The 26,404-nt window shown below is 72.3% G+C and carries 25 protein-coding genes and 1 pseudogene; 23 read left to right on the top strand and 3 right to left on the bottom strand.

What is annotated here, in order from left to right:
- Window positions 1-94 precede the first annotated feature (94 nt).
- From DDQ41_RS10205 to DDQ41_RS10145, 13 genes are all read left to right on the top strand, one after another.
- Window positions 95-1,330: a helix-turn-helix domain-containing protein gene (locus DDQ41_RS10205; RefSeq protein WP_109294211.1), complete on the top strand. Its 1,236-nt coding sequence runs from the start codon at window positions 95-97 to the stop codon at window positions 1,328-1,330.
- Window positions 1,331-1,423: 93 nt separating this feature from the next.
- A complete protein-coding gene (locus DDQ41_RS10200) occupies window positions 1,424-1,681 on the top strand; it encodes a hypothetical protein (protein WP_109294210.1) in 258 nt (85 codons plus the stop codon).
- On the top strand, window positions 1,678-1,917 hold the full coding sequence (locus DDQ41_RS10195; RefSeq protein ID WP_109294209.1) for a DUF7848 domain-containing protein: 240 nt from the start codon (window positions 1,678-1,680) through the stop codon (window positions 1,915-1,917). The genes DDQ41_RS10200 and DDQ41_RS10195 overlap by 4 nt, the downstream gene beginning before the upstream one ends.
- On the top strand, window positions 1,914-2,045 hold the full coding sequence (locus tag DDQ41_RS32350) for a hypothetical protein (RefSeq protein WP_262508417.1): 132 nt from the start codon (window positions 1,914-1,916) through the stop codon (window positions 2,043-2,045). Before DDQ41_RS10195 ends, DDQ41_RS32350 begins: the two co-directional genes overlap by 4 nt.
- A 120-nt stretch (window positions 2,046-2,165) precedes the next feature.
- Window positions 2,166-2,297: a hypothetical protein gene (locus DDQ41_RS32345; protein WP_262508416.1), complete on the top strand. Its 132-nt coding sequence runs from the start codon at window positions 2,166-2,168 to the stop codon at window positions 2,295-2,297.
- Entirely contained in the window at window positions 2,294-3,481 is a 1,188-nt protein-coding gene (locus DDQ41_RS10190) for a methyltransferase domain-containing protein (RefSeq protein ID WP_167450247.1), read from the top strand. Before DDQ41_RS32345 ends, DDQ41_RS10190 begins: the two co-directional genes overlap by 4 nt.
- A gap of 694 nt (window positions 3,482-4,175) precedes the next feature.
- Window positions 4,176-4,853: a hypothetical protein gene (locus tag DDQ41_RS10180; RefSeq protein WP_109294207.1), complete on the top strand. Its 678-nt coding sequence runs from the start codon at window positions 4,176-4,178 to the stop codon at window positions 4,851-4,853.
- Between the two features lie 293 nt (window positions 4,854-5,146).
- A complete protein-coding gene (locus DDQ41_RS10170; protein WP_109294205.1) occupies window positions 5,147-5,902 on the top strand; it encodes an SDR family NAD(P)-dependent oxidoreductase in 756 nt (251 codons plus the stop codon).
- On the top strand, window positions 5,899-6,969 hold the full coding sequence (locus DDQ41_RS10165; RefSeq protein WP_109297656.1) for a threonine aldolase family protein: 1,071 nt from the start codon (window positions 5,899-5,901) through the stop codon (window positions 6,967-6,969). Before DDQ41_RS10170 ends, DDQ41_RS10165 begins: the two co-directional genes overlap by 4 nt.
- Before the next feature lie 365 nt (window positions 6,970-7,334).
- Entirely contained in the window at window positions 7,335-7,814 is a 480-nt protein-coding gene (locus DDQ41_RS10160) for a cation:proton antiporter regulatory subunit (protein WP_109294204.1), read from the top strand.
- A 3-nt stretch (window positions 7,815-7,817) separates the two neighbouring features.
- Window positions 7,818-9,041 carry a cation:proton antiporter gene (locus tag DDQ41_RS10155; protein WP_245990766.1) on the top strand — a complete coding sequence of 408 codons (1,224 nt, stop codon included), beginning with the start codon at window positions 7,818-7,820 and terminating at the stop codon, window positions 9,039-9,041.
- A gap of 145 nt (window positions 9,042-9,186) precedes the next feature.
- Window positions 9,187-9,363 carry a hypothetical protein gene (locus tag DDQ41_RS10150; RefSeq protein WP_162602642.1) on the top strand — a complete coding sequence of 59 codons (177 nt, stop codon included), beginning with the start codon at window positions 9,187-9,189 and terminating at the stop codon, window positions 9,361-9,363.
- A 453-nt stretch (window positions 9,364-9,816) separates the two neighbouring features.
- The gene (locus DDQ41_RS10145; RefSeq protein ID WP_109294202.1) at window positions 9,817-10,509 is read left to right on the top strand and encodes a B3/B4 domain-containing protein; all 693 of its coding nucleotides are present in this window, start codon (window positions 9,817-9,819) and stop codon (window positions 10,507-10,509) included.
- A gap of 117 nt (window positions 10,510-10,626) precedes the next feature.
- Here DDQ41_RS10145 and DDQ41_RS10140 read toward each other — a convergent pair whose 3' ends face one another.
- A complete protein-coding gene (locus DDQ41_RS10140; RefSeq protein ID WP_109294201.1) occupies window positions 10,627-11,349 on the bottom strand; it encodes a lysophospholipid acyltransferase family protein in 723 nt (240 codons plus the stop codon).
- 638 nt (window positions 11,350-11,987) lie between these two features.
- On the opposite strand from DDQ41_RS10140, the pseudogene DDQ41_RS10135 reads away from it, so the two are divergent.
- The 6 genes and pseudogenes from DDQ41_RS10135 to DDQ41_RS10110 all read left to right on the top strand — a co-directional run.
- Window positions 11,988-12,359: pseudogene (locus DDQ41_RS10135) on the top strand (TlpA family protein disulfide reductase); the annotation flags it as partial.
- 339 nt (window positions 12,360-12,698) lie between these two features.
- The gene (locus tag DDQ41_RS10130) at window positions 12,699-13,205 is read left to right on the top strand and encodes a flavin reductase family protein (RefSeq protein ID WP_109294200.1); all 507 of its coding nucleotides are present in this window, start codon (window positions 12,699-12,701) and stop codon (window positions 13,203-13,205) included.
- Window positions 13,206-13,395: 190 nt separating this feature from the next.
- On the top strand, window positions 13,396-14,181 hold the full coding sequence (locus DDQ41_RS10125; protein WP_109294199.1) for an electron transfer flavoprotein subunit beta/FixA family protein: 786 nt from the start codon (window positions 13,396-13,398) through the stop codon (window positions 14,179-14,181).
- Between the two features lie 58 nt (window positions 14,182-14,239).
- Window positions 14,240-15,214, top strand: a complete 975-nt coding sequence (locus tag DDQ41_RS10120) for an electron transfer flavoprotein subunit alpha/FixB family protein (protein WP_109294198.1) — start codon at window positions 14,240-14,242, stop codon at window positions 15,212-15,214.
- 158 nt (window positions 15,215-15,372) lie between these two features.
- Window positions 15,373-16,662, top strand: coding sequence for a DUF6986 family protein (locus DDQ41_RS10115; protein WP_109294197.1), 1,290 nt, complete (start codon window positions 15,373-15,375; stop codon window positions 16,660-16,662).
- A gap of 470 nt (window positions 16,663-17,132) precedes the next feature.
- The gene (locus DDQ41_RS10110; protein WP_109294196.1) at window positions 17,133-17,642 is read left to right on the top strand and encodes a GNAT family N-acetyltransferase; all 510 of its coding nucleotides are present in this window, start codon (window positions 17,133-17,135) and stop codon (window positions 17,640-17,642) included.
- Window positions 17,643-17,889: 247 nt separating this feature from the next.
- Here DDQ41_RS10110 and DDQ41_RS10105 read toward each other — a convergent pair whose 3' ends face one another.
- Complete coding sequence (locus tag DDQ41_RS10105) at window positions 17,890-18,873, bottom strand: LacI family DNA-binding transcriptional regulator (RefSeq protein WP_172607593.1); 984 nt, start codon at window positions 18,871-18,873, stop codon at window positions 17,890-17,892.
- 229 nt (window positions 18,874-19,102) lie between these two features.
- On the opposite strand from DDQ41_RS10105, the gene DDQ41_RS10100 reads away from it, so the two are divergent.
- The 4 genes from DDQ41_RS10100 (at window position 19,103) to DDQ41_RS10080 (ending at window position 24,396) form a co-directional block, all read left to right on the top strand.
- Complete coding sequence (locus tag DDQ41_RS10100; protein ID WP_109294194.1) at window positions 19,103-20,062, top strand: ROK family protein; 960 nt, start codon at window positions 19,103-19,105, stop codon at window positions 20,060-20,062.
- Window positions 20,063-20,592: 530 nt separating this feature from the next.
- Window positions 20,593-20,871 (top strand): DUF4158 domain-containing protein, encoded by a 279-nt coding sequence (locus DDQ41_RS10095; protein WP_109294193.1) that lies wholly within the window; start codon window positions 20,593-20,595, stop codon window positions 20,869-20,871.
- A gap of 1,301 nt (window positions 20,872-22,172) precedes the next feature.
- The gene (locus DDQ41_RS10090; RefSeq protein ID WP_245990767.1) at window positions 22,173-23,024 is read left to right on the top strand and encodes a peptidoglycan recognition protein family protein; all 852 of its coding nucleotides are present in this window, start codon (window positions 22,173-22,175) and stop codon (window positions 23,022-23,024) included.
- A gap of 340 nt (window positions 23,025-23,364) precedes the next feature.
- Complete coding sequence (locus DDQ41_RS10080; protein ID WP_109294191.1) at window positions 23,365-24,396, top strand: NUDIX hydrolase; 1,032 nt, start codon at window positions 23,365-23,367, stop codon at window positions 24,394-24,396.
- A 514-nt stretch (window positions 24,397-24,910) separates the two neighbouring features.
- Here the strand turns inward: DDQ41_RS10080 and DDQ41_RS10075 are convergent.
- Complete coding sequence (locus tag DDQ41_RS10075; protein WP_109294190.1) at window positions 24,911-26,275, bottom strand: dipeptidase; 1,365 nt, start codon at window positions 26,273-26,275, stop codon at window positions 24,911-24,913.
- Window positions 26,276-26,404: the final 129 nt, after the last annotated feature.

Here is a 26,404-nt window from a genome sequence, read left to right as displayed (position 1 = left end):
TCGCAAGGCGGGGGCTTCTGCATGTTCACCCGCACCTCCCCGGAGGAACCCTCCCTACATAAGCGAGCGCGTACGCTGGATGCGAGGTGATTCGATGTCGTCGCTCGGAGAGAGCGTCAAGAACTACCGTCGCCTGAAGGGCTGGACGCAAGAGCAGCTTGCCGAGGCTGCTGGGGCCTCGCTGGGCACGGTCCGCACCGTCGAGCAGGGCGGGAACGCCTCGGTCGAGATGCTGCACACCCTTGCGGCTGCGCTGGACACTACGACGTCGAGCCTCTTCGCCACCGAAGTGCCGTCACCCATCGAGGTGGACTCCAGCGAGGGCCCCAGGCTCATGGAGCTGCGCCGCGCGCTCATGCCGCCCGTCGGCCTGTCCGAGATCCTCGTGGAGCCGAGCGAGCCGGTCGCCCTGTCCGCGATTCAGCGAGACATCGACGACCAGCATGCCCTCTACCGCACAGACCGCTACGACAGCGTCGCGAAGAAGCTGCCCGGCATCCTGCGTGCCGCCGAGGTCGCGGTGGCGACGAGCGACGACGGCGAGGACGAGCAGCGCGCCAAGATCGTGCGCGCCAGGGCCCTCCTGCTGGCCGGCAAGTACCTGACCCAGGTCAGGCGCTACGACATGGCGTACCACGCCCTCTCGCGCGGCATCCAGGAAGCGCGGGACGTCGGGGTGGTGCAGCTCGCGACGAACGGCGTCGTGGGGATGGGCTGGCTGCTCCTGCGGCAGGACCGGTTCGACGAGGCGGAGCAACTCGCCGTCCGTACGGCAGACGACGTCGAGCCGCGCATGTCCAAGGCCACCCCCGCCCAGCTCGCCGTCTGGGGGGAGCTGCTTCAGCGCGTGGCGTCTGCCTCGATCCGCAACAACCGCCCGGACGTTGCCAAGGAGGCCCGGCGCATGGCGACGACGGCCGCGAGCGCGCTCGGGCGGGAGCACATGGACTTCCGTGAGCACTGGGGCACGTTCGGGCCCGTGACGGCCGAGACCAAGGCGATTGAGGATCTGTCGCTGGTCGGGGATGCGCGCGGGGTGCTCGGGCGGGCCGACGAAGGCCCCGTGGGCAGCAAGGCGCTGAAGAAGCTCGGCCGGCCGAGCCCGAACAACTGGGACAGGCACCGCCTGGACGTTGCCAGGGCTCACGTCAAGCTCGGGTCGCACCAGGACGCCATGGATGAGCTGACGGGCATCAAGGCGTCGTCTCCGGAGTGGCTGAAGCATCAGACGATGGCGCGGCGGGTCATGCGGGAGATCCTGGGCAGCCGGAAGCGGACCCTGACTCAGGACATGCGTGAGACGGCCGCCCACCTGGGCATTTCTGGGTAACTACCAAGCATACTGGTAGTTCTTGACGGGCCGTCGGGTAACTATCAAGGTCACTGCCTGGCCCTGGTCGACCACGCCTCGTAGTTTCGGGTCATGGCCAGGACGGAGACGCAAGAGACGAAGGCCGTTCCCCCGAGAATGCTCCCGGTCGGCACCCTCGCGATGGACATCGCGACCGGTAACGCGGGTGTCGTGATGGGGCACGAGGGGCCGGACCGAGTACAGCTTCGGCCGCTGTCGGGCGGGCGCGAGTGGGATGCATTCAAGGTGCGCCGCTTGTCCGCCCGCGAGGAGCTGAGCGCCCGCCTGGCCATACAGAACCATGAGTCGAGGCGGGGGCAGGTCAAGTGAGCAGTCCCAGTTCCGTCGTTGAGCACAGAACGTGGCACCTGGAGCCGGACCGAGAGCCGGATGCTGAGACGACGACGTACGCGATGCAGTGCGCAGTGGACGGGGAGACCTCCCCGGCCAGCGAGGACCCCAACGCGCCCCAGGACTGGGTCCTGGCGCACTGCGGGAAGAACCCGTCGCACCACAGCTTCCGCGAGATCATCACGCGGCCGTGGTGCACGTGGATGCAGGCGTGATGCGGCGATTACTGAGGCGCCACGTCGTCCCCGCCCTGAGCCGGTACGTCGGCCCCCTCCTGGCCTTCATGGTCGCCGCTTCGGTCGGGCATGTCCTTGCCGGTGCGTACGTGATGGCGAATCCCTGAGACTGGCCTCATCCGGGCATCGTTCCCCCGTGGCGCCTGGGTGAGGCCGCCCAACCCCCGCCTCGTTGAGGTGGGTCAGCAAGTGCAGAGCACCACACCTTCGGAAACAAGGAGTGTCACATGCGTGACGAGCGCCCCTGGATCGTGCGCGGCGGCGAGGACGACAGCGACTCCGGCAACAAGCACGGCGGCGGAGGCAGTGAGGGCGACGACTCGGGCCACAGCGACACGAACGGCGGCTCCAGCCGGTGACTGAGCACGAACTGAGGGAGGCCGGCCTTCACGGGCTGGCCTCCCGGCTCAAGGAGTCGGGCGCGCTGACTTCGGACTGGCTGCCGACCTTCGCCGCAGTGCCGCGTGAGCTGTTCGTGCCCGACCTGATGTGGCCGGGCCGGGCCAAGGGCACGGGCGCGGGCCAGGGCGAGGCGATCGACCGCAACGAGGACCCGGAGGCGTGGTTCAGTGCGGTCTACTCGGACGTGTCTCTGACCACCCAGTGGGACGATGGCCAGCACTCGGGTACCGGCAAGGGGAGGACGCCGACGTGCTCGAACTCGCAGCCATCCATGGTGTTCTCGATGCTCGACGCTCTCGACGTCCAGGAGACCAGCCGCGTCCTGGAGATCGGCACGGGTACAGGCTGGAACGCTGCGCTCCTGTCTGAGCGGGTCGGTCCGGGCAACGTCGTTTCCGTCGAGGTCGACGAGGAGAACGCGAAGTCGGCGCGCGAGCGCATCGAGTCGGCTGGCTACCACCCGACGCTGATCGTGGGCGATGGCTTCGAGGGGCATCGCGAGGGGGCGCCGTACGACCGCGTCTTGGTGACGGCCGCGCTGACCGAGGTTCCGCACCGCGTGATTGGTCAGGTGCGCACGGGCGGGATCATCGTCGCGCCGTACGCCACCACCTACGGCGGCGAAGGCGTGGTGCAACTGACCGTGCAGCGCGACGGCTCGGCGGTCGGGCACTTCGTGGGCTCGTCGGCATTCATGCGGCTGCGTCAGCAACGCCAGAAGCGCCGGCACGTGCGCGACTACCTGGGCGGGAAGCCCTGGCCGGCCGACGGCGAGAAGTCCATGACGACGATCTCGCCGGAGGAGGTGGGGGATTGGCTGCCGATGTTCGCGATCGGCCTCCAGACCCAGGGCATGTTCCCGTGGGCGGAGTACTACGACGACGGCACCTACACGCTGTGGCTGAGGGATGCCGCCGTCACCTCCTGGGCCACGGTCGACTACGAGCCGGGCCGGGACGAGTTCGAGGTGTACCAGTCCGGCCCGCGCGACCTGTGGGACGAGGTGGCCGTCGCCTACCTTCACTGGGACAACATGGGCAGGCCGGAGTTCGGGCGGTTCGGCCTGACTGTCGACGGTGAAACCGGCGAGCACACCCCGTGGCTCGACCACCCGAGCAGTCCTCTGCGCCCAGTGTGCTGACATTCTTCGCCAAAACGCAAAGCCCCCCGGCCAGTTGGCCAGGGGGCTTGCTGTTTGTGATCAAGGGGTGCTTGTGCGTAGGCTTGGGGTGAAGTTGAAAGCCCCCCGACACTCGGTGTCGGGGGCGGGTCCGGACGCACAGCCCGACGGTCGGACCCCAGGCAGTCACCTACTCCCAGGTTCGGAAGTAGCCACTCACAACCTTGAGTTGTGCTGTACTGCGGGCTGGTCCAGCAGAACTCGACCACCCTGCCGAGCGATGGATGGCCTCGGCCGGGACGTCATCTACTAATGTAGGTGGCTGGTCGAGACTGCTGCCTGCGCTCAACCGGTCACCCCCCAAGTAGGGGAAGGAAGTTCGGTGGGCGCCAATTTCAAGAGGCTCCTCGCGCTCGGGTTCTGCGTTCTTTTCGCGGCCTTCGTGGGCGTGTGCTGGGGTGTCGTGCTTGCGGCCCTCGGTGAGCCGCTGGTCGACTGCGTCCAGAGTGGGGCCGCTGCACTTGGGGGTACGGCGGCCCTCGGAGTCGCCGTGATCATGCTGTTCCCGTTCCGGGATGGGGGCGGGGGTGCGCCACCCATGTCATGAGCGGCGGAAGGGGGCGACCAGGTCGGTCGCCCCCTCCTGTGCTCGAACCAGGCCACCCTCGCCGAGGGGCACACCTGCAAGCAGATCCCCGGCGAAGACACGGAGAGGGTGGTCTGGGACGAGGTGGCCAAGAAGCTGGCCGACCCCGACTCGATCAAGGGATTGGTAGACGAGTGGCTGGGCACCATCCCCGAGCGCGCGGAGTCCTACCGGAACCGGATGCAGGAGATCGACGAGAAGCTGAACAAACTCCGCAACACCCGACGCAAGAAGATCGCCATGCTGGTCGCCTCGCTCGACGAGGACGACGAGGAGGACCAGAAGCTGATCGTCGAGCTGAAGGAGGAGATCGCCTCCAAGGAGAAGGAGCTGCGCGAGGAGCAGGAGCGCATTGCCGAGTGGCTGGAGGAGGCCGAGCACAAGGAGGAGCGGGCGGAGAGTATGCGCACGCTGGTCGATCGGATCGGCACGAACGTCTACGACCTCGACAAGATCGACAAGAAGCGCCTGCTCGAACTTCTCCGGGTCCGGGTCGAGATCGTCGGCGAGAGTACGTCCGGCCAGAAGGGTGGGACCAAGGACCCGATGCTTGAGTGGCACCGCGAGAACGGGATCAAGATCCCCCTCACCGTCTCCGACGAGCAGTGGGCGCGGGTCGAGGGCATCCTGGCAGGAGGGCGCCAGCCCAAGCCGGAGGACCGGCCATGCTTCGAGATGCTGCTGGAGAAGCTGCGCGAGATCAAGGGGTGGCACGACTACGACCACCATGAGCGCATGAGCGCATGAGCGCATGAGCGCATGGGCGGGAAGGGCTGGGGCTTCCTCTACCGCCTCGGTCGCCGCTGGTTCACGGAGGGGATGTATGCCGAGGCTCTTGCGATGATGGACCCATACGACGGGGCCAAAGCTCCTACTGGCTACACTCTGCCTCCCATGAAGATTTCCGGCGTGATCGATGATTCCCAGGAGGATGTAGTGAAATCTGAAGCGGGCGAGCGAACTACTTCCACCCAGGGCATCACGGCCCGGTCCGCCGAGCGAGTCGCCGCGTGAGCTCTCGTACGGAGGAGACCAGCACGATGAATGTGAACGGCAACGGAGCCCTCGACGGTACGGTCATCGCGGTTGCCGGCGCGGCCGGCCCGGCCGGCCGCGCCACCCTGCTCCGCCTCGCCGAGGCGGGCGCGATCGTCGTGGCCTCGGACGCGGACACCGAGCGGCTCGCCCAGGCGGTCGACGAGGCCCGCTACGCGCACGGCGGGGCGACCGTCACCGGCGACACCGTCGACCTGCTCGACCCGTCCGCCACCCGCGAGTGGGCCGCCCAGACCGAGAAGGAGTTCGGCCGTGTCGACGGCCTGGTCCACCTGGTCGGCGGCTGGCGCGGCTGCGCCACCTTCGGTGAGACGGACCTCGGCGACTGGCAGCTGCTCGAGAAGCTGCTGATCCGCACGGTGCAGAACACCTCCCTCGCGTTCCACGAGGCACTCAAGCGCAGCGACAGGGGCCGCTTCGTGCTGGTCAGCCAGTCCGGGGCGGCGAAGCCCACCGAGGGCAACGCCGCCTACGCGGCGGCCAAGGCGGCGGCGGAGGCCTGGACCCTGGCGCTCGCGGACTCGTTCAGGAAGGCCGGGGGGGAGGACGGCCCGCGTACCGCGGCTGCCATCCTGGTCATCAAGGCGCTCGTGCACGACGCGATGCGCGCCGAGCGCCCGAACGCCAAGTTCGCGGGCTTCACGGACGTCAGGCAACTGGCCGAGGCCATCGCCGGAGTCTGGGACCGGCCCGCCCCGGAAGTGAATGGACAGCGCCTGTGGCTGACCCCCGAGCCGTGATCCCGACGAGGACCGACGCCCGACGGCACCACGACCCCGGCGTCCGGGGTTTCGCCAGCGACAACTACGCGGGCGCCCATCCGGAGGTCCTGGCCGCCCTCGCCCTGGCCAACGGCGGCCACCAGGTCGCCTACGGGGAGGACGCGTACACGGACCACCTCCAGCGGATCATGCACAGCCACTTCGGCTCCGGCGCCGAGGCGTTCCCCGTCTTCAACGGCACCGGCGCCAACGTCACCGCCCTGCAGGCCCTCACCGACCGGTGGGGCGCGGTCGTCTGCGCCGAGAGCGCGCACATCAACGTGGACGAGGGCGGCGCCCCGGAGCGGATGGCCGGGCTGAAGCTGCTGACCGTGCCGACCCCGGACGGCAAGCTCACCCCCGAGCTGATCGACCGGCAGGCCTGGGGCTGGGAGGACGAGCACCGCGCCATGCCGCAGGTCGTCTCGATCACCCAGAACACCGAGCTGGGCACGGTCTACACGGTGGACGAGGTCCGCGCGATCGTCGAGCACGCCCACGGTCTCGGGATGAGGGTCCACCTCGACGGCGCGCGGATAGCCAACGCGGCGGCGTCTCTGGACGTGCCGATGCGGGCGTTCACCAACGCCGTCGGCGTGGACGTCATCTCCTACGGCGGTACCAAGAACGGCATGATGTTCGGCGAGGCGGTCGTGGTGCTCAACCCCGACGCGGTCAGCCATATGAAGCATCTGCGCAAGATGTCGATGCAGCTCGCCTCCAAGATGCGCTTCGTCTCCGTGCAGCTGGAGGCGCTGCTGGCCAAGGACCTGTGGCTGCGCAACGCCCGGCACGCCAACGAGATGGCCCGGCGGCTCGCCGAGGGCGTCCGGGCGGTGGACGGGGTGGAGATCCTCTACCCCGTCCAGGCGAACGCGGTCTTCGCCCGGCTGCCGCAGGAGGTGAGCCGCCGGTTGCAGAAGCGTTTCCGCTTCTACTTCTGGGACGAGGCGGCCGGGGACGTGCGCTGGATGTGCTCGTTCGACACGGCCGAGGACGACGTGGACGCCTTCGTCCTCGCGCTCAAGGAGGAGATGGCGCGCTGACGGCGCCAGCGGGGGCCGTCCCGGTCCCGGGCCCACCGGTGCCGTCCCGGTCCCCGGTCCGCCGGTGCCGCGGGGCGCTGCCGGTGCGCCGCCCCGGCGGGCGGGCAGGGCGGGACGGTCCGCGGGCGCCCGTCGAGCCGTCGCCGTCGCCGTCGTCGAGCCGCCGTCGTCGTCGGCGCACGGCCGTGCGACCGGCCGGAGGCCCCCGCCGCCCGGCCGGTCGCATCGCTGCGTCCGTCCGCCGTCCAAGGGCGGACCGACACGGCCCCGTCCTCCGCCTGCCGGCTGTCGGCTGCCGGTGAAACCCCCGTATGCCTTCTTCGTGTAGGGGCGTCCGGGTTTGCGTGTGACGTGATGATGGCTGCATGGACGTCAACGAGGTGCTGCTGCCCGGGGTGGGGATGCGCTACGAGTTCGCCAACCGCGAAGGGGACAGGATGTGCGTCGTCGCCCGCCGGTCGGGCGACTTCGAGCTGATGGTCTACGAGGGCGCGGATCCGGACGAGGCGCGCGTCATGTGCCGGCTCACCGGCGAGGAGGCCGACACCCTCGCCGAGATCCTGGGCGCGCCGCGCATCGCCGAGCGGTTCGCCGACCTCACCAAGGAGGTGCCCGGACTCGGTGCCGGGCAGGTCGAGGTGCGGGCGGCCGGGCCGTTCGCCGGCCGTCCGCTGGGGGAGACCAGGGCCCGGACCCGAACCGGGGCGTCGATCGTGGCGGTCGTGCGCGGCGAGGACGTGATCCCCTCCCCGGGACCGGGGGAACTGCTGCGGGCCGGGGACGTGCTGGTGGTGATCGGGACCCGCGACGGGATCTCCGCGGTGGAACAGATCATCCAGGGCTGAGCCGTGAACGTCTCGGTCGCCCTGATGCTGGAGCTGGGCGCCATCCTCGCCGCGCTGAGCGTGCTCGGGGCGCTGGCCCGGCGCTTCGCGCTCTCGCCGATCCCGCTGTACCTCCTGGCGGGGCTGGCGCTGGGCGAAGGGGGCATCGCCCCGGTCCCCGCCGCCGGCCCCTTCGTGGAGACCGGGGCGGGAATCGGGGTGGTGCTCCTGCTGCTGGTGCTGGGCCTCGAGTTCACGGTGCCGGAGTTCGCCGTCAGCCTGCGCCGCCATCTGCCCAGCGCGGTGGTGGACCTGGTACTGAACGCGACCCCCGGGGCCGTTGCCGGATGGCTGCTGGGGCTGGACGGGAGTGGGATTCTCGCCCTCGCCGGGGTGACGTACATCTCCTCCTCGGGTATCGTCGCCCGGCTGCTGGGCGATCTGCGCCGGCTGGGCAACCGGGAGACCCCTGCCGTGCTGTCGGTGCTGGTGCTGGAGGACTTCGCGATGGCGGGGTTCCTCCCGCTGCTCTCCGTCGTCGCCGCCGGGGGCACCTGGCGCCAGGCCCTGCTGGGCGTGCTGCTGGCGCTGGGCGCGGTGGTCGCCGCGTTCACCGTGTCGTACTGGTGGGGCCACCGTCTCGGGCGTGCGCTGCTGCATCTGCGCCCGGACCCGGAGCAGCTGCTGCTCCGGGTGCTCGGTGTGACGCTGGTCGTCGCGGCACTCGCCGAGGCCGTCCATGTCTCCGCGGCCGTCGGCGCCTTCCTCGTCGGGCTGTCGCTCACCGGTGAGGCGGCCGAGCGGGCGCGCCAGGTGCTGAGCCCGCTGCGGGACCTGTTCGCCGCCGTCTTCTTCCTCGCCATCGGACTGGCCATCAGCCCCCGGGCGCTGCTGCCGGTGCTTCCCGCCGCCCTGCTGCTGGCGGCGGTCACCGCGCTGACCAAGGTGGTGACCGGCTGGTACGCGGCGAGGCGGGAGGGTGCGGGGCCCCGCGGCCGACTGCGGGCCGGCACCGCGCTCATCGCGCGCGGCGAGTTCTCCATCGTCATGATCGGTCTGGTCGGCGTGCGGCAGGACAGGCTCGGCGCCCTGGTGGCCGCCTACGTCCTGCTGCTCGCCGTCGCCGGACCCGTGATCACCCGTTTCGCCGGTGCCCGCCCGGCCCCCGGGGCGGGGGCCGGGCGGCTGGGAGGCCCTCCGCCGCCGCCGGGTCCGGGTGACGGGGAGCGGCTGAGGGCCACGCCCTGAGGAGTCTGCTGAGGATCTTGCTCCGGCCGCCCGCCTTGCCCTGGTTCACCGGTGAATATCGATCGGGGCGATCTGGTGTAAGTCGGGCATGTGTTCAAGATCGTCAGTACATTCCTGGAGCCGCTGGTGGCGCAGGCGTGTGCCGGTGGCGGCGAGTGCCGTCTCGCCCTTCGGCCACCGGGCGAACCCGGCCAGGGCGTTCGCCGGCATCACGGCGGGGATCGCCGCCGGGTCGACCTGCGTACTCGGCGTCGCGGTGATCGCGCCCGCGACCGGCGGACGCAGACCACCCGCGACCAGCAGGACGCAGACCAGTGGATGACGGAACCGGCTCAGGACCGGCGCAGGACCGGCGCGGGACCGGCGCGGGACCCGCGCAGGACCCGCTACGGGGGCGGCGTCGCACCCCCGGTGCCGGTGGCGAGCGGCCGGGGGCTCCTGGTGGCCGGGAGAGCCTCCGGGTCCGCGGGACGACCCGGCGGTCGGCGCCGCCGGCGGCACGCCGGCGGCACGCCGGCGGCACGCGGGCGGGTCGCGGGCGGGTCGCGGCCGTGGTCCTCGGAGGGCGCGTCCGGTCGCCGGAGCGGGATCCGAGGGGTCGCAGGGCAACTCGTGCGGGTCCCCTGAGGTCTGGGGCGACGGCAGCCGGTCGCTTCGGGGGAAAGTGCAGCATGTTAGACCGTCTGGTGTTGCATGCTGTATTGTCCGCCGGGGCCCTCAAGGGCTCTCCCGCGCGCCCGCGACTCCGTCGCAGCACTCTCAGGCAAGGACGCCGATGCCTCTCACGCTCACCGTGTCCGACGAGGTCGACGCCCTCGTCCCGGGCTTCACACCGCTCGTCGTCGAGGCCCGCGGCCTGGTCAACGGGCCCAGCAACGAGGCGAGTTCGGCACTCCTCGAGGAAGCCTCCCGCCGTCTTGCGGAGCGGCTCGGCGGACGGGCACCGCACGAGGATCCGCACATGGCGGCCTGGCGCGCCGCCTACACCGCCTTCGGGGCCAAGCCGTCCCGTACCCGCAACTCCGCCGAGGCGCTCGCCCGGCGCGCGCTGACCGGCGCGGGCCTGCCCCGGATCAGTCTGCTCGTCGACGCGTACAACGCGCTCAGCGTGGCCCGTCTGATCCCGGTCGGCGGCGAGGACCCGGACCGCGTCCAGGGCGGCATGCGACTGGTGCGCGCCACCGGCCGGGAGCCGTTCGTCACGGTGGCGGGCGGCGAGGAGTCCGTGGAGTTCCCCGACCCGGGCGAGGTCGTCTGGTGCGACGGGGAAGGCGTCACCTGCCGCCGCTGGAACTGGCGCCAGGGCACCCGTACCCGGCTCACCGAGCGCTCCGTCAACGGCCTCTTCCTGCTGGAGTCCCTGGCCCCGATGGACTCCGCGGAACTCCGGGCGGCGGGCGCGGAACTCGCGGAATCCCTGGAGAAACTCAGCCCCGGAGCCCGGATCACCCTCCGCGCGCCGGACTGACACGCACGCCGGACTGACACGCGCGACGGGGGCCACGGAGACCCGCGGCCGGAGCCGGTTCCGCTCGCCGGGCCGCGGCCGGGGCCGTCATCTTCCGCAGGGCCCGTGGGGAGCCGCTCAGCGGGCCTCGCGGACCTCCGCGGGGGTGGGGGCCGTGCCCCCGAGGTGAGCGGGCACCCACCAGGTGTCAGAGGCGTCCTTGGGGCGCACCGGATAGGCGCGCTGCGCCGACTCCAGCAGCTCCTGGACGCGCTCGCGCAGCCGGCGTGTGATCGCCCCGGCGTACTGGTCGTTCGGCGCCTCCATGGCCTCGCCGACGCGGATCGTCACCGGGATGTGGCTGCGCCGGAGGTTCTTCGGCCGGCCCTTGGTCCACAGCCGCTGCGTGCCCCACAGGGCCATCGGGACGAGCGGCACACCGGCCTCCTGGGCGAGCCGAGCCGCGCCGGACTTGAAGCCCTTCAGCGTGAACGACTGGGAGATCGTGGCCTCGGGGAAGACCCCGATCACCTCACCCGCGCGCAGTGAGTCCAGTGCGTGGGCGTACGCCTCCTCGCCCTGGCGGCGGTCCACCGGGATGTGCTTCATGCCCCGCATCAGCGGACCCGAGACCCGGTGCCGGAAGACCGACTCCTTCGCCATGAAGCGCACCAGGCGCTTCTGCGGCAGCGCGGCCAGGCCGGAGAAGATGAAGTCCAGATAGCCGATGTGATTGCTCACCAGCACCGCGCCGCCGGAACGGGGGATATTCTCCGAGCCCTGGCAGTCGATCTTCAGGTCGAGCGCCTTGAACATCGAGCGTGCGGCGCCGATGACCGGCCGGTAGACGAGCTCTGCCATGTCGGGAGAGGCCCTTCCTTCTGTGTCCTGGGGAGGGTTCTCCCAGCGGAGGTTACGCAGCCGTAGGTATTCGGCATTGGGCAGATCGTGCCCCATGTGCGACGCGACGGCCAGTCCCCGGCGCGTCGTGCGGCGAGATTCTCGTCACGTCGTGTCACCTGTCACGCACGCCGTCCGGCCCGTGGTGTGCACCGCCCGGTCCCTCCCGGCTCGCCCGCGGGCCGGGCCGGGAGGTGCCTCCGGCACGCACCGGCGGTACGGGAAGGTCGCGGTGGGCGACGCCGCCGGTGGGCGCCGCCGAGGCCGGCATGTCCACGACCTCGCGAACGGCTCCGCACGCTCCCGGCGGGTTCTGGCGGATTCTAGTGGTTTTCGGTAATTTCCGGAGGTTTTCGGGGTTTTCTGCTGGTTTCCGATGGGTGGGTCCGGCCCCGTCCTCACGGCCGCGGTGGGCCCGTGGGCTCGCCGGCCGTGGGAGCATCCGGAAGCCGTCATGGCCCCGGGCCTGGCACGCCGGGAATCGATCGCGGCCCCGGGAGCGCTGGAGGGAGGCGACGACTGGGACTCGTGTGTGCGCGTCGGTCCTCGCGGTGGCGGGGCCGTCGTACCGACGCACCGGGCGGAAGGGAGCAGGATCGATGGTGAGCGGACGGCACGAGGGGTACGGGGGGCACGAGGTGCAGGGGCGGCGCGAGGAGCAAGGGGGGCGGCGGCTTGGCGCTGCCGAACTGGGCGCTGGGCTGGGGGAGAGGGCGACGCTCGTACAGTTCTCCAGTGCCTTCTGCCAGCCGTGCCGGGCGACGCGTCGCACGCTCGCGGAGGTCGCGGGAATGGTCGGCGGCGTCGTCCATGTCGAGATCGATGCCGAGGCGCGGCTCGGGCTCGTCCGCGAACTGGACGTCCTGCGTACCCCGACCGTGCTGGTGCTCGACGCCCGGGGCCGGATCGTGCGCCGGGCATCGGGCCAGCCGCGCCGGGCGGACGTGATCGCGGCCCTCGGGGCTGCGGTACGGCGCAGCGAGCAGGACACCGAGCAGGACACCGAGCAGGACACCGAGGAGGACACCGAGGAGGGGCGGCGAGGAGGGGCGGCGAGGAGAGGCGCCGAGCAGGACACCGAGGAGGGGCGGCGACCGCCGGGTGACGGTCCGTGACTCAGCTCCCATCCGTCGGGACCCACTTGACTGCGCGCACCCGCAATCGTCAGTCTGACGATGTGCCGACAGAACCCCTTCCCACCGGCCGGAAACCGCGCCGGACCTCCCCGCCTGCCCGAGGCGCGAGCGCTCGCCGCCCGGGTGTCTGAGCCGCGCCGCCCCCGACCGATCCCCCCGCGGAAGGACCCCTCCATGGCGGCCAGGCCCGGCCTCGGCACTCCTCCACTGGCCTCCCCCGACCTGCTGCGCTCCGTGTTCCGGCGCCACGCCGCCGGAGTGGCGGTCATCACCGCGCAGGGCGACCGCCCGGTGGGCTTCACCGCCACCTCGCTCAGCTCCGTCGCGGCCGAGCCCCCGCTGCTGTCGTTCGGTATCGGCACGGCCTCCTCCAGCTGGCGGGTCCTCGCCGGCGCCGACCACGTCGGGGTGCACATACTCGCCGAGCACCAGAGCGACCTGGCAGCCAGGTTCGCCCGCAGGGGCGCCGACCGGTTCGCCCCGCCGACCCGCTGGCGCACCGGTCCCGAAGGGGTTCCGCTCCTTGACGGGGTGCTGGCGTGGCTGGTCTGCCGGGTGGTGGCCCGGGTGCCGGCGGGGGACCACCGCGTCGTGATCGCCGAGGCGGTCGCCGGCGACCCGGAGGGGACCGGTCGCCCCCTGCTGTACCACCAGGGTCGCTTCAACGCGTTGAGGGACTGAGGGATCCCGGTTACGCAGCGTTGGCAAGGTCACAGTTCCAAGCGCTTGCTCACCGGGTACGCACTGGGTGTACTGGCGAGTAATATTTCGTTCGGAGCGCCGGTCGCCCCGACCGGAAAACCCCGCCTTCAGGCGCCTATGCTGCCTGCACAAGGCAGCTCGGTAATGACGATGCAGTAGGAGAGCCGGCGTGAGCTTGAGGATCGTTGTCTGTGTGAAGTACGTGCCCGACGCCACCGGCGACCGGCACTTCGCCGATGACCTGACCGTCGACCGCGAAGATGTCGACGGCCTGCTGTCGGAGCTCGACGAGTACGCGGTCGAGCAGGCGCTGCAGATTGCCGAGGAGGCGGACGACGCCGAGATCACCGTGCTGACCGTCGGTCCCGAGGACGCCAAGGACGCGCTGCGCAAGGCGCTGTCCATGGGCGCGGACAAGGCCGTCCACGTCGAGGACGACGACCTGCACGGCACCGACGTGATGGGCACGTCGCTGGTCCTGGCCAAGGCGATCGAGAAGACCGGCTACGACCTGGTCCTGTGCGGCATGGCCTCGACCGACGGCGTCATGGGCGTCCTTCCCGCGGTCCTCGCCGAACGGCTCGGCGTTCCGCAGGTGACCCTCCTGTCCGAGGTCTCCGTCGAGGGCGGCACCGTCAGGGGCCGCCGGGACGGCGACACCGCTTCGGAGCGGCTGGAGGCGTCCCTGCCGGCGGTCGTGTCCGTGACGGACCAGTCGGGCGAGGCGCGCTATCCGTCCTTCAAGGGCATCATGGCCGCGAAGAAGAAGCCGGTGGAGTCGCTGGACCTGTCCGACCTCGGCATCGAGGCGGGGGAGGTCGGCCTGGAGGGTTCCTGGACCGCGGTGGACTCCGCGGCCGAGCGCCCGGCCCGTACCGCGGGCACGATCGTCAAGGACGAGGGCGAGGGCGGCAGGCAGCTCGCGGAGTACCTCGCGAGCCAGAAGTTCGTCTGAGCTTCGGTCACCACCCCAACCGCCCCGCACACTTCGCAAGCAGGAGAGAAGAAGTCCCATGGCTGAAGTTCTCGTCTACGTCGACCACGTGGACGGCGCCGTCCGCAAGCCCACCCTGGAGCTGCTGACGCTGGCCCGCCGCATCGGCGAGCCGATCGCCGTCGCGCTCGGCTCCGGCGCCGAGGCGACCGCCGCCGCCCTCGCCGAGCACGGCGCGGTGAAGGTCCTCACCGCCGACGCGCCCGAGTTCGCCGACTACCTCGTCGTGCCGAAGGTGGACGCGCTTCAGGCCGCGTACGAGGCGGTGTCCGCCGGCGGCTCCCTGGCCGCGGTGCTGGTGCCGTCCTCCGCCGAGGGCAAGGAGATCGCGGCCCGACTCGCGGTCCGCATCGGCTCCGGCATCATCACCGACGCGGTCGACCTGGAGGCCGGCGACGGGGGTCCGGTGGCCACGCAGTCCGCGTTCGCCGCCGCCTTCACCACCAGGTCCCGCGTCTCCAGGGGCACCCCGGTCATCACGGTGAAGCCGAACTCGGCCCCCGTGGAGGCCGCCCCGGCCGCCGGCGCCGTCGAGGCGCTGGACGTCACCTTCGGTGACGGGGCGACCGGCACCAAGGTCGTCTCCCGCACCCCGCGCGAGTCGACCGGCCGCCCCGAGCTGACCGAGGCCGCGATCGTGGTCTCCGGCGGCCGCGGCGTCAACGGCGCCGAGAACTTCTCGGTGATCGAGGCGCTCGCCGACTCGCTCGGCGCGGCCGTCGGCGCCTCCCGCGCCGCCGTGGACGCGGGCTGGTACCCGCACTCCAACCAGGTCGGCCAGACCGGGAAGAGCGTCTCGCCGCAGCTGTACATCGCCTCCGGGATCTCCGGCGCGATCCAGCACCGGGCGGGCATGCAGACCTCCAAGACCATCGTGGCGGTCAACAAGGACCCCGAGGCGCCGATCTTCGACCTGGTCGACTACGGCGTGGTCGGCGACCTCTTCGAGGTCGTCCCGCAGCTGACCGAGGAGATCAGGGCCCGCAAGGGCTGAGTCCGGCACGACGCCCGTCCGGGGCCGCACGGTGAACCCACCGCGCGGCCCCGCGGCGTTCCGGGAGACCATTGACGCAGGTCAGTCACCCCGATAGCTTCACCATACGGATTTCTCATTCCGTAAAGCGGAATGAAGTGAGTGTGGAGGATGCCGGAATGGGTCAGCAGGAGAAGGTGTCGACAAGCCTCGCCGGCGCAGTCGGCGAGGGCATCAGCGCCTCCCTCGCACCGGTGGACGCCGAACTCGCCCGCCGGTACCCGGGAGACCCCGGCACCCGCCAGCCCGTCCACACCGTCTATGTGCCCGGTGACGCCTTCGACGCCGGAACGATCCGGTCCTGGGGGGACGAGGCGCTCGCCTCGCTGGACGAGCACGCCCCGGACGCGGCGACCCTCGCCCGGGTGCTCGGGCTCCCCGGCGGCCTCGCGGAGGCCGTCTACACACGGGTACGGGCCAAGCTGGAACGCGAGCCCGTGGAGGACCTCCGCGTCGACTTCGAGGACGGCTACCGCGGCCGCGACGAGGACGCCGACGCCGCCCGTGCCGCCCGGCTGCTCGCCGAGGCGCACGCCCGGGGCACGGCCGCGCCGTACGCCGGCATCCGCATGAAGTGCATGGAGGCCTCCGTACGCGACCGCGGCATCCGCACCACCGACGTCTTCCTGACCGGACTGATGGAGCACGGCGGACTGCCCGGCGGCCTCGTCCTCACCCTCCCGAAGGTCACCTACCCGGAGCAGGTCACGGCCTTCGTCCGGCTGCTCGAGGCCTTCGAGAAGGCCCACGGGCCCGACACGCGGCGGATCGGGTTCGAGATCCAGGTCGAGACCAGCCAGGCCATCCTCGCCGCCGACGGCACCGCGACCGTCGCCCGCATGATCGACGCGGCCGAGGGCCGCGCCACCGGGCTGCACTACGGCACGTTCGACTACAGCGCCTGCCTCGGCGTCAGCGCCGCCCACCAGGCCGGCGACCACCCCGCCGCCGACCACGCCAAGGCCGTCATGCAGGTCGCCGCCGCCGGTACCGGCGTACGCGTCTCGGACGGCTCCACCAACGTGCTGCCGGTCGGCGGCACCGACCGTGTGCACCGGGCCTGGCGCCTCCACTACGGTCTCACTCGCCGCGCCCTGGCCCGCGCCTACTACCAGGGCTGGGACATGCACCCCGGCCACCTCCCGACCCGCTACGCAGCCGTGTTCGCGTTCTACCGCGAGGGTATGGAGGCCGCCGCCGCGCGTCTCGCCGCCTACGTGGCCCGGACCGATGGCGACATCATGGACGAGCCCGCCACGGCGAAGGCGCTCAGCGGCTACCTGCTCCGCGGACTGGACTGCGGCGCGCTCGACGACGCCGAGGTCGCACGCCTCACCGGACTCACCCGGACCGAACTCGACGCCTTCGCCCGGCCGCGCCGCGGCGATCTGACGGCCACCCCCCGGTAGCCGCCGCAACCGCCCGCCCTTCCGCCCGCCCGCCCGCCCTTCCGCCCGCCCTTCCTTCCGTCCGCCCGTCCGTCCGCCCGTCCGACTCGACGCCTCGCGGCGCGCACCGGCCGCTCCGTCGGCGGAACGCGCGCCCACGGTGACCGGCCGATGCACGGCGCCCGGCGGCCCCGCCCCCGCCCCCGGCGCGAGAACGGACGGCGGCGGTTCCGGCCGACGCAGGGCGGCGCAGGGCAGCGTTAGGGCGGGCGCATGTCGGCGCAGGGCGGGCTCACGCACTCAACTGGTAGGATCCACGCCGCCAGTGAGCCTTCCCGGCCGGAACCACCGTCCGCCAGGGAGGCTTTTCTCATGCCCCGGGCCGCTCGTCCCGGGGCACCAGCGCCGGTCGAACGGGCTTCGGCTCCGGGCCTCGCATCTCCGACGCGGGTGCGCGGAGCGCCGGTCGACCGCTTCTGCGAGGGAGTCCCGTGCCTGATCTGTCCATTCGCCTCGCCGGCATGGCCGACCGGCCCGTAGTGGAGCGGCTGTGGCCGATGTTCCGCCGGGACCTGGCGGAGTTCGGCGGACCGCCGCCCAGCGCCGACGGGACCTTCCGCGGTGACTGGCTCCACCTGGCCTTCTCCGGGTCCGGCTGGGCACCGTACCTCCTCACCCTCGGGGACAGTCCGGCCGGGTTCGCGTTCGTCCGTGGTCTGACCGCCCCCACACGCGTGCTGAACAGCTTCTTCGTGGTGCACGGGGCGCGGCGGAAGGGCATCGGGCTGCATGCGGCCCGGGAGGTCGTGGCCAGGCACCCCGGCCCGTGGGAGATCGCGTTTCAGGATGCCAACACCGCCGCGGTGCACTTCTGGCGCCGCGTCGCCACGGAGGTCGCCGACGACGCCTGGACCGAGGAGCGCAGGCCGGTACCCGCCCGGCCCGACGTGCCTCCTGACGTCTGGATCTCGTTCGACACGTCCTCGTCGGCTCACGACTGAGCGTCACGACTGAGCGTCACGACTGAGCGTCACGACTGAGCGTCACGACTGAGCGTCACGGCAGGGGAGTCGCCGACCGGGGGCGCGCACCGCTCGGCCCGGTCCGGGCGAGCGCACACGCCGGGCATACCGGCCCGGGATCGGGGACGCCCGGCGCTCCGCCCCCGGTTCGGGTGCCGGGGCGGAGGCAGTTCGTCCGCGCGGCGGTTCGGGTGCCGGGGCGGAGGCAGTCCGTCCGAGCGGCGGTTCAGGCCCCGGGCGGAGGCACTTCGCCCGAGCCGCGGGCGAGGAGCCTGGTGGTCAGCTCCACTCGTGTCGGCGCCTCGGACACCCCGTCCAGCCGGCGGAACAGCCGCTCCGCGGCGGTACGGCCCAGTGCGGCGGCGTCCTGGGCGATCACCGTGATGCCGAGCAGATCGGCGAGTTCGATGTCGTCGAACCCGACGAGAGCGATCGGGGCGTCCCGCCCCGCCAGCAGCCGAACCGCCGTGACCGTCACCCGGTTGTTGCCCGCGAAGAGGGCGGTGACCGGATCGGGGCCGGACAGCATCTCCTCCGTCGCCGCCCTCACCCGCGCGGGGTCCGTCGAGCCCAGGGACACCCAGCGCTCGTCCACCGGGAGCCCCGCGTCCGCCATCGCGGCCCGGTAGCCGCGCAGCCGCTCCGCCGCGGTGTGGATGCGCGGCTGGTCGCCGACGAACCCGATGTTCCGGTGACCGTGGGCGATGAGATGTGCGACGCCCTCCCGGGCGCCGCCGTAGCTGTCGGAGAGCACCGCGTCCGCGTCGATCCGGCCGGCGGGCCGGTCCACGAACACCGTGGCGACGCCCGCCCTGATCTCGGGCTCCAGATAGCGATGGTCGTGACCGGCGGGGATCACGATGAGGCCGTCCACCCGGCGGGCGCACAGCGCGAGCACCAGCTCCTGCTCGCGGTCGGGGTCCTCCGCACTGGACCCGTTGATCAGCAGTGCTCCGTGCGCCCTCGCGACCTCCTCCACGGCTCGGCTCAGCGGTCCGTAGAAGGGGTCGGCCAGATCCTCCAGGACCAGCCCGATCGAGGCGGTACGGCCCTTGCGCAGGACGCGCGCGCTGTCGTTGCGGCGGAACCCCATCGCCTCGATGGCCTCCTGCACCCGGCGCTCGGTGTCCGGGGTGACGCCGGGCTCGCCGTTCACCACCCGCGAGACCGTCTTCAGTCCCACTCCGGCACGCGCGGCCACGTCCTTCATGGTGGGCCGGTTGCCGTAGCGGGTCTCGTTGCGGCGGGCGAACTCGGCCACGATGCGCGGTCCAATCGTCGTCGGGAGTGCCCGTCCGGGCCACCTGTCGGGTGTCGCGTGCGCCCGCTTCGGGGCTGTGCGAGGCTGTGGCGTCGAGCATAGAGCCTGGACAACGTTGTCATACGCGGGGAGACTGGCCGTACCAGCCGCTGTTCCAGCCCCCGGGAGATCCACACCGATGCATAACGACCTCGTCGCCGCGCTCGACATCGGCGGAACCAAGATCGCCGGTGCGCTGGTGGACGGCAGCGGCAGGATTCTCGTCAGGGTGCAGCGGCCGACGCCGGCGCGTGAGGACGGGGAGACGGTGATGCGCGCGGTCGAGACGGTCCTCGGTGAACTCCGCGGCTCGCCCCTCTGGCTCCGCGTCTCCGCGGTGGGCATCGGCAGCGCGGGCCCGGTGGACGCCTCCGCGGGCACCGTCAGCCCGGTCAACGTCCCCGGCTGGCGGGGATACCCGCTGGTGGACCGGGTACGGGCGGCTACCGGCGGACTGCCGGTGGAACTGGTCGGGGACGGTGTCGCCATGACCGCGGCGGAACACTGGCAGGGCGCCGCACGCGGGTACGACAACGCCCTGTGCATGGTCGTGTCCACCGGGGTCGGCGGCGGGCTCGTGCTCGGCGGCAGGCTGCACCCGGGGCCGACCGGGAACGCCGGTCACATCGGCCACATCAGTGTGGATCTCGACGGGGACCTCTGCCCGTGCGGGGCGCGCGGCTGTGTGGAGCGGATCGCGAGCGGCCCCAACATCGCCCGGCGGGCCCTCGAGGACGGCTGGCGCCCCGGCGGGGACGGAGACACCACCGCGGCCGCCGTGGCCGCGGCCGCCGCGGCGGGCGATCCGGTCGCCGCCGCCTCCTTCGAGCGCGCGGCGCAGGCGCTGGCAGCGGGAATCGCCGCCACCGCCACGCTCGTCGAGATCCGCATCGCCGTGATCGGCGGGGGAGTGGCGGGCGCCGGCGAGGTCCTCTTCGCCCCGCTGCGCCGTGCCCTGCACGACTACGCCAGGCTGTCCTTCGTCCGGGACCTCGCCGTCGCTCCGGCGCTGACGGGCACCGACGCGGGTCTGCTCGGCGCGGCCGCGGCGGTGTCGCCCGGCCCTCGGGGCGCGGCCGCGGCCACCGCGGCGGGCTGAGAGCCGCCGGTGCGCGGATGCCCGGGCCGCGCACCGAAACGGCGGTGCCCCGACCCTGCGCTCCCGCGCCCCGAGGCCATGGGGGATCAGCGGGTCCGCCGACGGCGCGGCAGCCGCGCTCCGCGCCGCTCGTTGACCTCCGGCCGTCTCTTCGCCCTCCGGGGTCGCGGCTCCGCCTACCGCAGAGGGCAGCCGGGGATTCGGGGCGAGGGACGATCGGCGTGAGCCGCCGTCCTGCGGCAGAGCCGGTGCCGTAGCAGGTCACTCCGTCTCTTTCGGGCACCTCGTCGATACCCGCACCAGCCGTACACCAGAGCCATCACCGTCCGGCCCGACAGGCGATCACGGGGGGCGTACGGAAGGAGCCGGGCAGTGGGGCGGGAGCTGGGTCCGGACGGGGTGGTGGACCACTTCACCCTCTCCGGAGACGAGGCGGGCCGGCTGCGTCGGCTGCGGAACAGGACCTGTGCCACGAGGCCGGGCTTCGCCGTTCAGGTCAAGTCCTGGACCTGGCGCGGCGGGTTTCCCGGATGCGCCTGGATTCGCCGCCCGACGCGGTCGAGCACGTCGCCAAGCAGGTCGGCGTTGCCGCGTCCGAACCGGTCTTCCAGGACTTCACCTCGTCCGCGGCCATCCGGCACCGCAGCGGGCTGCGGGATCTGACCGGCCGGCACGAGTGCACCAGGACCGACCTGGTCAAGCTCCTCGCGCACCTGGTGGACATGCTCTGGCACGGCGAACGGCGAACGGCGAACGACGCAAGGAGCAGGTGCGGGCCGAACTGCCGCGGCGGACGCGCGCGGAGATGATCGAGCCACCGGCCGCGGCCCAGGTCGACACCATCGTCCGCTCCGCGCTGCACCAGGCCGACGAGCGCGCCGTCGCCGAGGTCGCCGCCCGCCTGGCGCTGGCCGGGGGCTGCACCCGCCGCCTGGACGCGCTGGTCTTCACCGACCCGACCGGGCGACGGCGCCGCTCGGAGTGGGTTCGGCGCGGAGGGCGGCGAAGACGGGGTGGAGTGGGTCCGACCCGACCCGACCCGACCGGGCGACGGCGCCGCGCCGAGTGGGTTCGGCGCGGAGGACGGCGAAGACGAGGTGGAGTCGGCGCTTTCGGACATCGGGGAAGGCCCATCCGGGCAACGCCGGTCTCGACTCGCTGCCGGCGGAGACGGCCGAGGCAGGTCCGCGCCGTCGTCGTCCCGGAGAGGGTGTTCACCGGGATCGGCGTACCGGTCATCAGGCCTACCGGGCTCGCACCGGCGGTCTGCCCCGAGCGCTCGCGACCTTCCGCGGCCCGGCGATCAGCCTCGCCCACCTCGCCGGGTGGACGAACGACGCCGCAGCCCACGGCCACTACCGCCACCACCCCGCCGACGCCCTACGCGAACTCGGTCTCACCAGACGGGCACGCACCACGCCTGTCGCCCGACTGCGCCGGGGCGGGCACGGATGCGCCCGCTCGGGCCGGCGGTTCGGTGTGTGCGCCCCCGGGCACGGACGCACCGGCGCCGAAAGACCTCCGCCCGGGGTTTCCCGGGCCGCTGCCTGCGGCATCACGGACATGGGCACGACACAAGGGGGTGCTCGCGTGGCCCTGGTACCCGGCTGCCACCACCGACGCGTCGCAGCCCCGGCCGGACGGCCTCCCGCCGGTCCGGCAGCCATGTCGCATCACGTCTCCTGTCGCGCGGCCGCATCCGTCCCCTGTCGCGCCGCCGCTCCCGACCCTGTCGCGCCGCCGGTCGCGGTTCGCGCGCGGCCTCCGGGCGGCGAACGGCCGCGGGCCTCCGGGGACCACGCACCCACGGTGCCTCGCCGCCGTGCCGGAGTGCCGGCGGAGCGCGACTCCGGGGCCCGGTCCCCCGGACCGCCGGTTGCGGCGGCCCGTTGTCCCCGGACCGCCGCAACCGGACGCGGTGTGGAAAGCACGGCCCCCGGCAGCCCGCGTACCGGTGCGCGCATCCGCCGGCAGTACGGCCGACGGCGCTCGTGCCGTCGCCCCCCTCGGGGGAGAGGAAGGAGGGACCCCGATGGCCTGGTGCCCGTTCGCCAGAAAGTTGGAGCTCCAACCGGAGAGTGACGGTCAGCCGGCGATCCGACCGACACAGATGATCTTCCACAGCATCGCCGCGCCGTGGAGTGTGGACCGGCTCTACGAGTACTGGAAGTCCACCTCGCTCGAGAGCCACTTCGGCCTCGACTACGGAGGCGACCTGGGGCAGTTCATCGGCACCGAGACCCGCGCCGACGCCAACGCCGGGGCCAACCGGCGCCCTGACGGTACGGGCGCCGTCTCGATCGAGACGGCGTCGAACACCAAGGCGTCGGACCCGTGGACCGGCGAACAGGTCGAGAAGCTGATCGCCCTCGGCAGCTGGCTGCACCACCGGCACGGCATTCCGCTACGGGTCTGCCGCTCGGCCTCCGACCCCGGCTACGGCTACCACCGCCTGTACACCGACTGGTCGGTGTCCGGCACCGCATGCCCGGGGGACGCCCGGGTGAGCCAGTTCAGAAACGTCGTCTTCCCCGGAATCGTCGCCCGTGCGACCGGACCGAGACCACCCCTGGAGGACCCCGACATGCCGTCCATGCTGAACGAGTCCAACGCCGTGGACGTCTCGCTCCGCTCCGGAGTCTGGACGGGCCTGGCCTTCACGGACGCCGTGGTGCACTCGGGACCGCGGCGCCATTCGACGCTGGTCCATCTGCTGTTCGCCGACAGCACCCACAAGGAGGCGCGCATCGAGGGCCGCTTCTATCTGACGGACACCGCCGGCGCCAACCCGTCCGCGTACCTCACCGTCACCGGCAAGGGGCCCGGCGGCCATCAGTTCCAGTGCAGCGCCGACGTGCCCAGGGGCCGTCATCTCCGGTTCGAGGTCAGGGCCACCACACCGGACGGGTCGTCGGTGCGGCTGCTCCACCGGGTGCTGTCGGGGCCGTACTGGGCCCTGTGATCCCGGGCGGACCGCCCGTCGGGACCGGAGCCCTGCCGGGGAATCACGACGAGGAACGCGTCGGAGTCCAGGTCCATCACGACCTCCGCCGGTAGGCCCTCGTCCCGGCGCGCCCGCGCGAACTCCTCGGCCGGCCAGCTCCCTCGCGGGCCACCTGCGGGAAACCTCTCCAGCACCGTTCGGCGCACCTCGCACCCCCTTGCTCGTCCCTGATCCCCAACGAACCTCCGCACGGATGTGTTACGGCCTGGTCGCACGGCGGGCGTGACGCATCCGGAGTGACGTTTCCGTGGCAGGGTGTTGCGGGCAGTCCACAGGGGGCTACGGAGGAGGGGGAACCGTGATCGTCTGGATCAACGGTGCGTTCAGCGCGGGCAAGACGACCACTGCTCGCGAGCTGATCGATCTGATCCCGAACAGCACGTTGTACGACCCCGAGGTGACCGGCGGCGCGATGCGGGCCCTGCTGCCGCAGAAGCGGCTCGCCGAGGTGACGGACCATCAGGACCTGCCGATCTGGCGCCGGCTGGTCGTCGACACCGCGGCCGCGCTGCTCGCCGAGGTCGGCGGGGTGCTGGTGGTCCCGATGACCCTGCTGAGGCAGGAGTACCGCGACGAGATCTTCGGTGGTCTCGCCGCACGCCGGATCCCGGTCCGGCATGTGCTGCTCCGCACGGATGAAACGATCCTGCGGAACCGGATCGCCACCCGTGAGGACCTGGGCGCCTCCGGCGGACGCCCGGGGGAGGCCGATGCCCGCGACCACGTCGAGCGCTACCGCACCGCCCTCGGCTGGCTGCTCGCCGACGCCCATGTCGTCGACAACTCCCGCCTCACACCGAGGGAGACGGCGGAGTCGGTGGCCGAGGCCGTCCGATCCGGCGCGGCCGCGGTCAGTGACATCGTGCAGACGGCGGAACCGACGGCCGAGACCCTCGCGGCCGGGGTCCTGCTCTTCGACGAAGAGGACCGGGTGCTCCTCGTCGATCCCACCTACAAACCGGGCTGGGAGTTCCCCGGCGGGGTCGTGGAGTCCGGCGAGGCCCCGGCCCGCGCGGGCATCCGGGAGGTCGCCGAGGAGATAGGGATCGAACTCGACGCCGTGCCGCGGCTGCTCGTCGTCGACTGGGAACCGCCCCGGCCACCCGGATACGGAGGGCTCCGGCTGCTCTTCGACGGAGGGCGGCTCACCGGCGACGACGCCGCCGCGCGGGTGAGCCTGCCGGGGGCCGAGCTGCGGGGCTGGCGCTTCGCGACGGAGGAGGAGGCCGCCGGGATGCTGCCCCCCGTGCGTTACGAGCGGCTGCGCTGGGCACTGCGCGCCCGGGAGCGCGGCACGGTGCTCAATCTGGAGGCGGGTGTGCCCGTCTGACGGGTACGGGGCCGGTGCCGGGGTGCGGTGCCGGGGTGCGGTGCCGTTCGGTGTGTGGAGCAGGCGATTCGGTCCGTCGCACGTCCACCGGGCGGCGCGGTCTCGCGACCCGCGCGGTCTCGCGCCCGGAACGATTCGCGCCGCCCGGTTTCACGGCGCGCCGCCCCGGCTTCACGGCGCCGCGCGCTCCCGGGGCCGTACCGGCCGCCGCGGCGCTCGCGGCTGCCGCCCCGCCGCACTCGACCTGCCGGCGCGGGAGGTCGACGACCGGCTGTCCGCCCTGACGGCGGCGATCCGGGAACGGGAGGCGACAGATGACCGACACCGACGACGCCGGGCGGGAAGTGCGCGAGAAGGCATGGCGCCGCCTCATCGACGACGGCGGGCGCCACCGCGACCGGGCACTACGCTCTCGGCGCGCCTCGCCGGCGGCGCGGACCCGGGAACGGGGCCGGGTCCGTTCCCGGGGACGGGTCCGGGAGCGCTGCCGGGTCCGGGAGCGCGGCCGGTCTCGTCAAGCCCGGTGGGAACGCGCGTAGTTGACCAGGAAGTGTGCCTCGGCCACGGACAGCCGCTCCAACTCCTGCGGTGAGACGCTCTCGTTGACGGCGTGGATGCGGGCGTCCGGTTCGCTGAGCCCGATCAGCAGGATCTCCGCCGACGGGTAGAGCTCGGAGAGTGTGTTGCACAGCGGGATCGAACCGCCCATGCCGGCGGTCTGCATCTCCTGGCCCGGGTAGGCGACCCGCATGGCGTCCGCCATCGCCGTGTACGCCGGGCCGCCCGCATCGGCGAGGAACGGCTGGCCCTGGCCGACCTGCTCGACGCTCACCCGGGCGTTCCACGGCGTGTGCTTCTCGATGTGCGCGAAGAGCAGCTTCGTCGCCTCGGCGGCGTCCTGCCCGGGCGGTACCCGCAGGCTGATCTGCGCGCGGGCGCTCGCCGGCACGGACGGGGCGGCGCCCGCGACCGGCGAGCAGTCGATGCCGATCACCGTGACGGCGGGGCTCGCCCAGATCCGGTCGGCGACGCTGCCGCGGCCGAGCAGGTCCACCCCGTCGAGGACCCTGGCGTCCTTGCGGAAGTCCGCCTCGGGGTACTGGAGTCCCTCCCAGGCGGCACCGGTGTCCAGCCCCTCGACCACCGTCGAGCCGTCCTCGGCGCGCAGCGAGTCCAGGACGCGGATCAGCGCCGCCAGCGCGTCGGGGGCGGCTCCGCCGAACTGCCCCGAGTGGAGATTGCCCTCCAGGGTGTCGACGGTGACCCGGACCATCGTCATGCCGCGCAGCGTCGCGGTGACGGTGGGGAGTCCCACCCGGAAGTTGCCGGCGTCGCCGATGACGATCGCGTCGGCGGCGAGTAGCCCAGGGTGCGCCTCGGCGTACCGTTCGAGGCCGCCGGTGCCCTGTTCCTCGGAGCCCTCGACGATCACCTTGACGGAGACGGGGACGCCGCCGTTCGCCCTGAGGGCGCGCAACGCGAGCAGATGCATGATGAAGCCGCCCTTGCAGTCGGCGGCACCGCGTCCGAACCAGCGGCCGTCGCGCTCCGTGAGTTCGAACGGGGGTGACACCCACGCCGACTCGTCGAGCTTCGGCTGCACGTCGTAGTGTGCGTACAGCAGTACGGTGGGAGCGCCCTCGGGGCCGGGCAGGAGGCCGTACACCGACTGCGAGCCGTCGGGGGTGGCGAGCAGCGCCACGTCCTGGAAACCCTCCGAGCGCAGCGCGTCGGCGACCCAGTCGGCGGCGGCCTCGCACTCGCTGCCCGGCGCCACCGCGGGATCCGCCACCGACTCGAACGCCACCAGTTCCGCGAGCTCCGCCTTCGCGCGGGGCATCAGGGACGCGACGGTCTCGGCGATCGGATTCGCGGTCATGGGCACGCTCCTTGTGGGTGCGACGTTGTGTGTAGTGCGAAGGTACGGCGATCCTCCCACAGCGGAACGGGCGGGGGCAGCGCCGTAGGATGCCGTGGAGACCTTGGGCCGAGCGTCGGATCGGGAGCA

This window comes from Streptomyces spongiicola (assembly GCF_003122365.1).
In the GTDB taxonomy this organism is placed as follows: Bacteria; Actinomycetota; Actinomycetes; order Streptomycetales; family Streptomycetaceae; genus Streptomyces; species Streptomyces spongiicola.
This window is presented reverse-complemented; position numbering and strand designations above follow the sequence as displayed.

Bases quoted from the DNA above. Each gene is read 5' to 3' on its own strand.
- DDQ41_RS10205 (WP_109294211.1), top strand. From the start codon at position 95: ATGTCGTCGCTCGGAGAGAGCGTCAAGAACTACCGTCGCCTGAAGGGC.
- DDQ41_RS10200 (WP_109294210.1), top strand. From the start codon at position 1,424: ATGGCCAGGACGGAGACGCAAGAGACGAAGGCCGTTCCCCCGAGAATG.
- DDQ41_RS32345 (WP_262508416.1), top strand. From the start codon at position 2,166: ATGCGTGACGAGCGCCCCTGGATCGTGCGCGGCGGCGAGGACGACAGC.
- DDQ41_RS10170 (WP_109294205.1), top strand. From the start codon at position 5,147: ATGAATGTGAACGGCAACGGAGCCCTCGACGGTACGGTCATCGCGGTT.
- DDQ41_RS10160 (WP_109294204.1), top strand. From the start codon at position 7,335: ATGGACGTCAACGAGGTGCTGCTGCCCGGGGTGGGGATGCGCTACGAG.
- DDQ41_RS10145 (WP_109294202.1), top strand. From the start codon at position 9,817: ATGCCTCTCACGCTCACCGTGTCCGACGAGGTCGACGCCCTCGTCCCG.
- DDQ41_RS10140 (WP_109294201.1), bottom strand. From the start codon at position 11,349: ATGGCAGAGCTCGTCTACCGGCCGGTCATCGGCGCCGCACGCTCGATG.
- DDQ41_RS10130 (WP_109294200.1), top strand. From the start codon at position 12,699: ATGGCGGCCAGGCCCGGCCTCGGCACTCCTCCACTGGCCTCCCCCGAC.
- DDQ41_RS10120 (WP_109294198.1), top strand. From the start codon at position 14,240: ATGGCTGAAGTTCTCGTCTACGTCGACCACGTGGACGGCGCCGTCCGC.
- DDQ41_RS10115 (WP_109294197.1), top strand. From the start codon at position 15,373: ATGGGTCAGCAGGAGAAGGTGTCGACAAGCCTCGCCGGCGCAGTCGGC.
- DDQ41_RS10105 (WP_172607593.1), bottom strand. From the start codon at position 18,873: ATGAAGGACGTGGCCGCGCGTGCCGGAGTGGGACTGAAGACGGTCTCG.
- DDQ41_RS10100 (WP_109294194.1), top strand. From the start codon at position 19,103: ATGCATAACGACCTCGTCGCCGCGCTCGACATCGGCGGAACCAAGATC.
- DDQ41_RS10095 (WP_109294193.1), top strand. From the start codon at position 20,593: ATGCGCCTGGATTCGCCGCCCGACGCGGTCGAGCACGTCGCCAAGCAG.
- DDQ41_RS10090 (WP_245990767.1), top strand. From the start codon at position 22,173: ATGATCTTCCACAGCATCGCCGCGCCGTGGAGTGTGGACCGGCTCTAC.
- DDQ41_RS10075 (WP_109294190.1), bottom strand. From the start codon at position 26,275: ATGACCGCGAATCCGATCGCCGAGACCGTCGCGTCCCTGATGCCCCGC.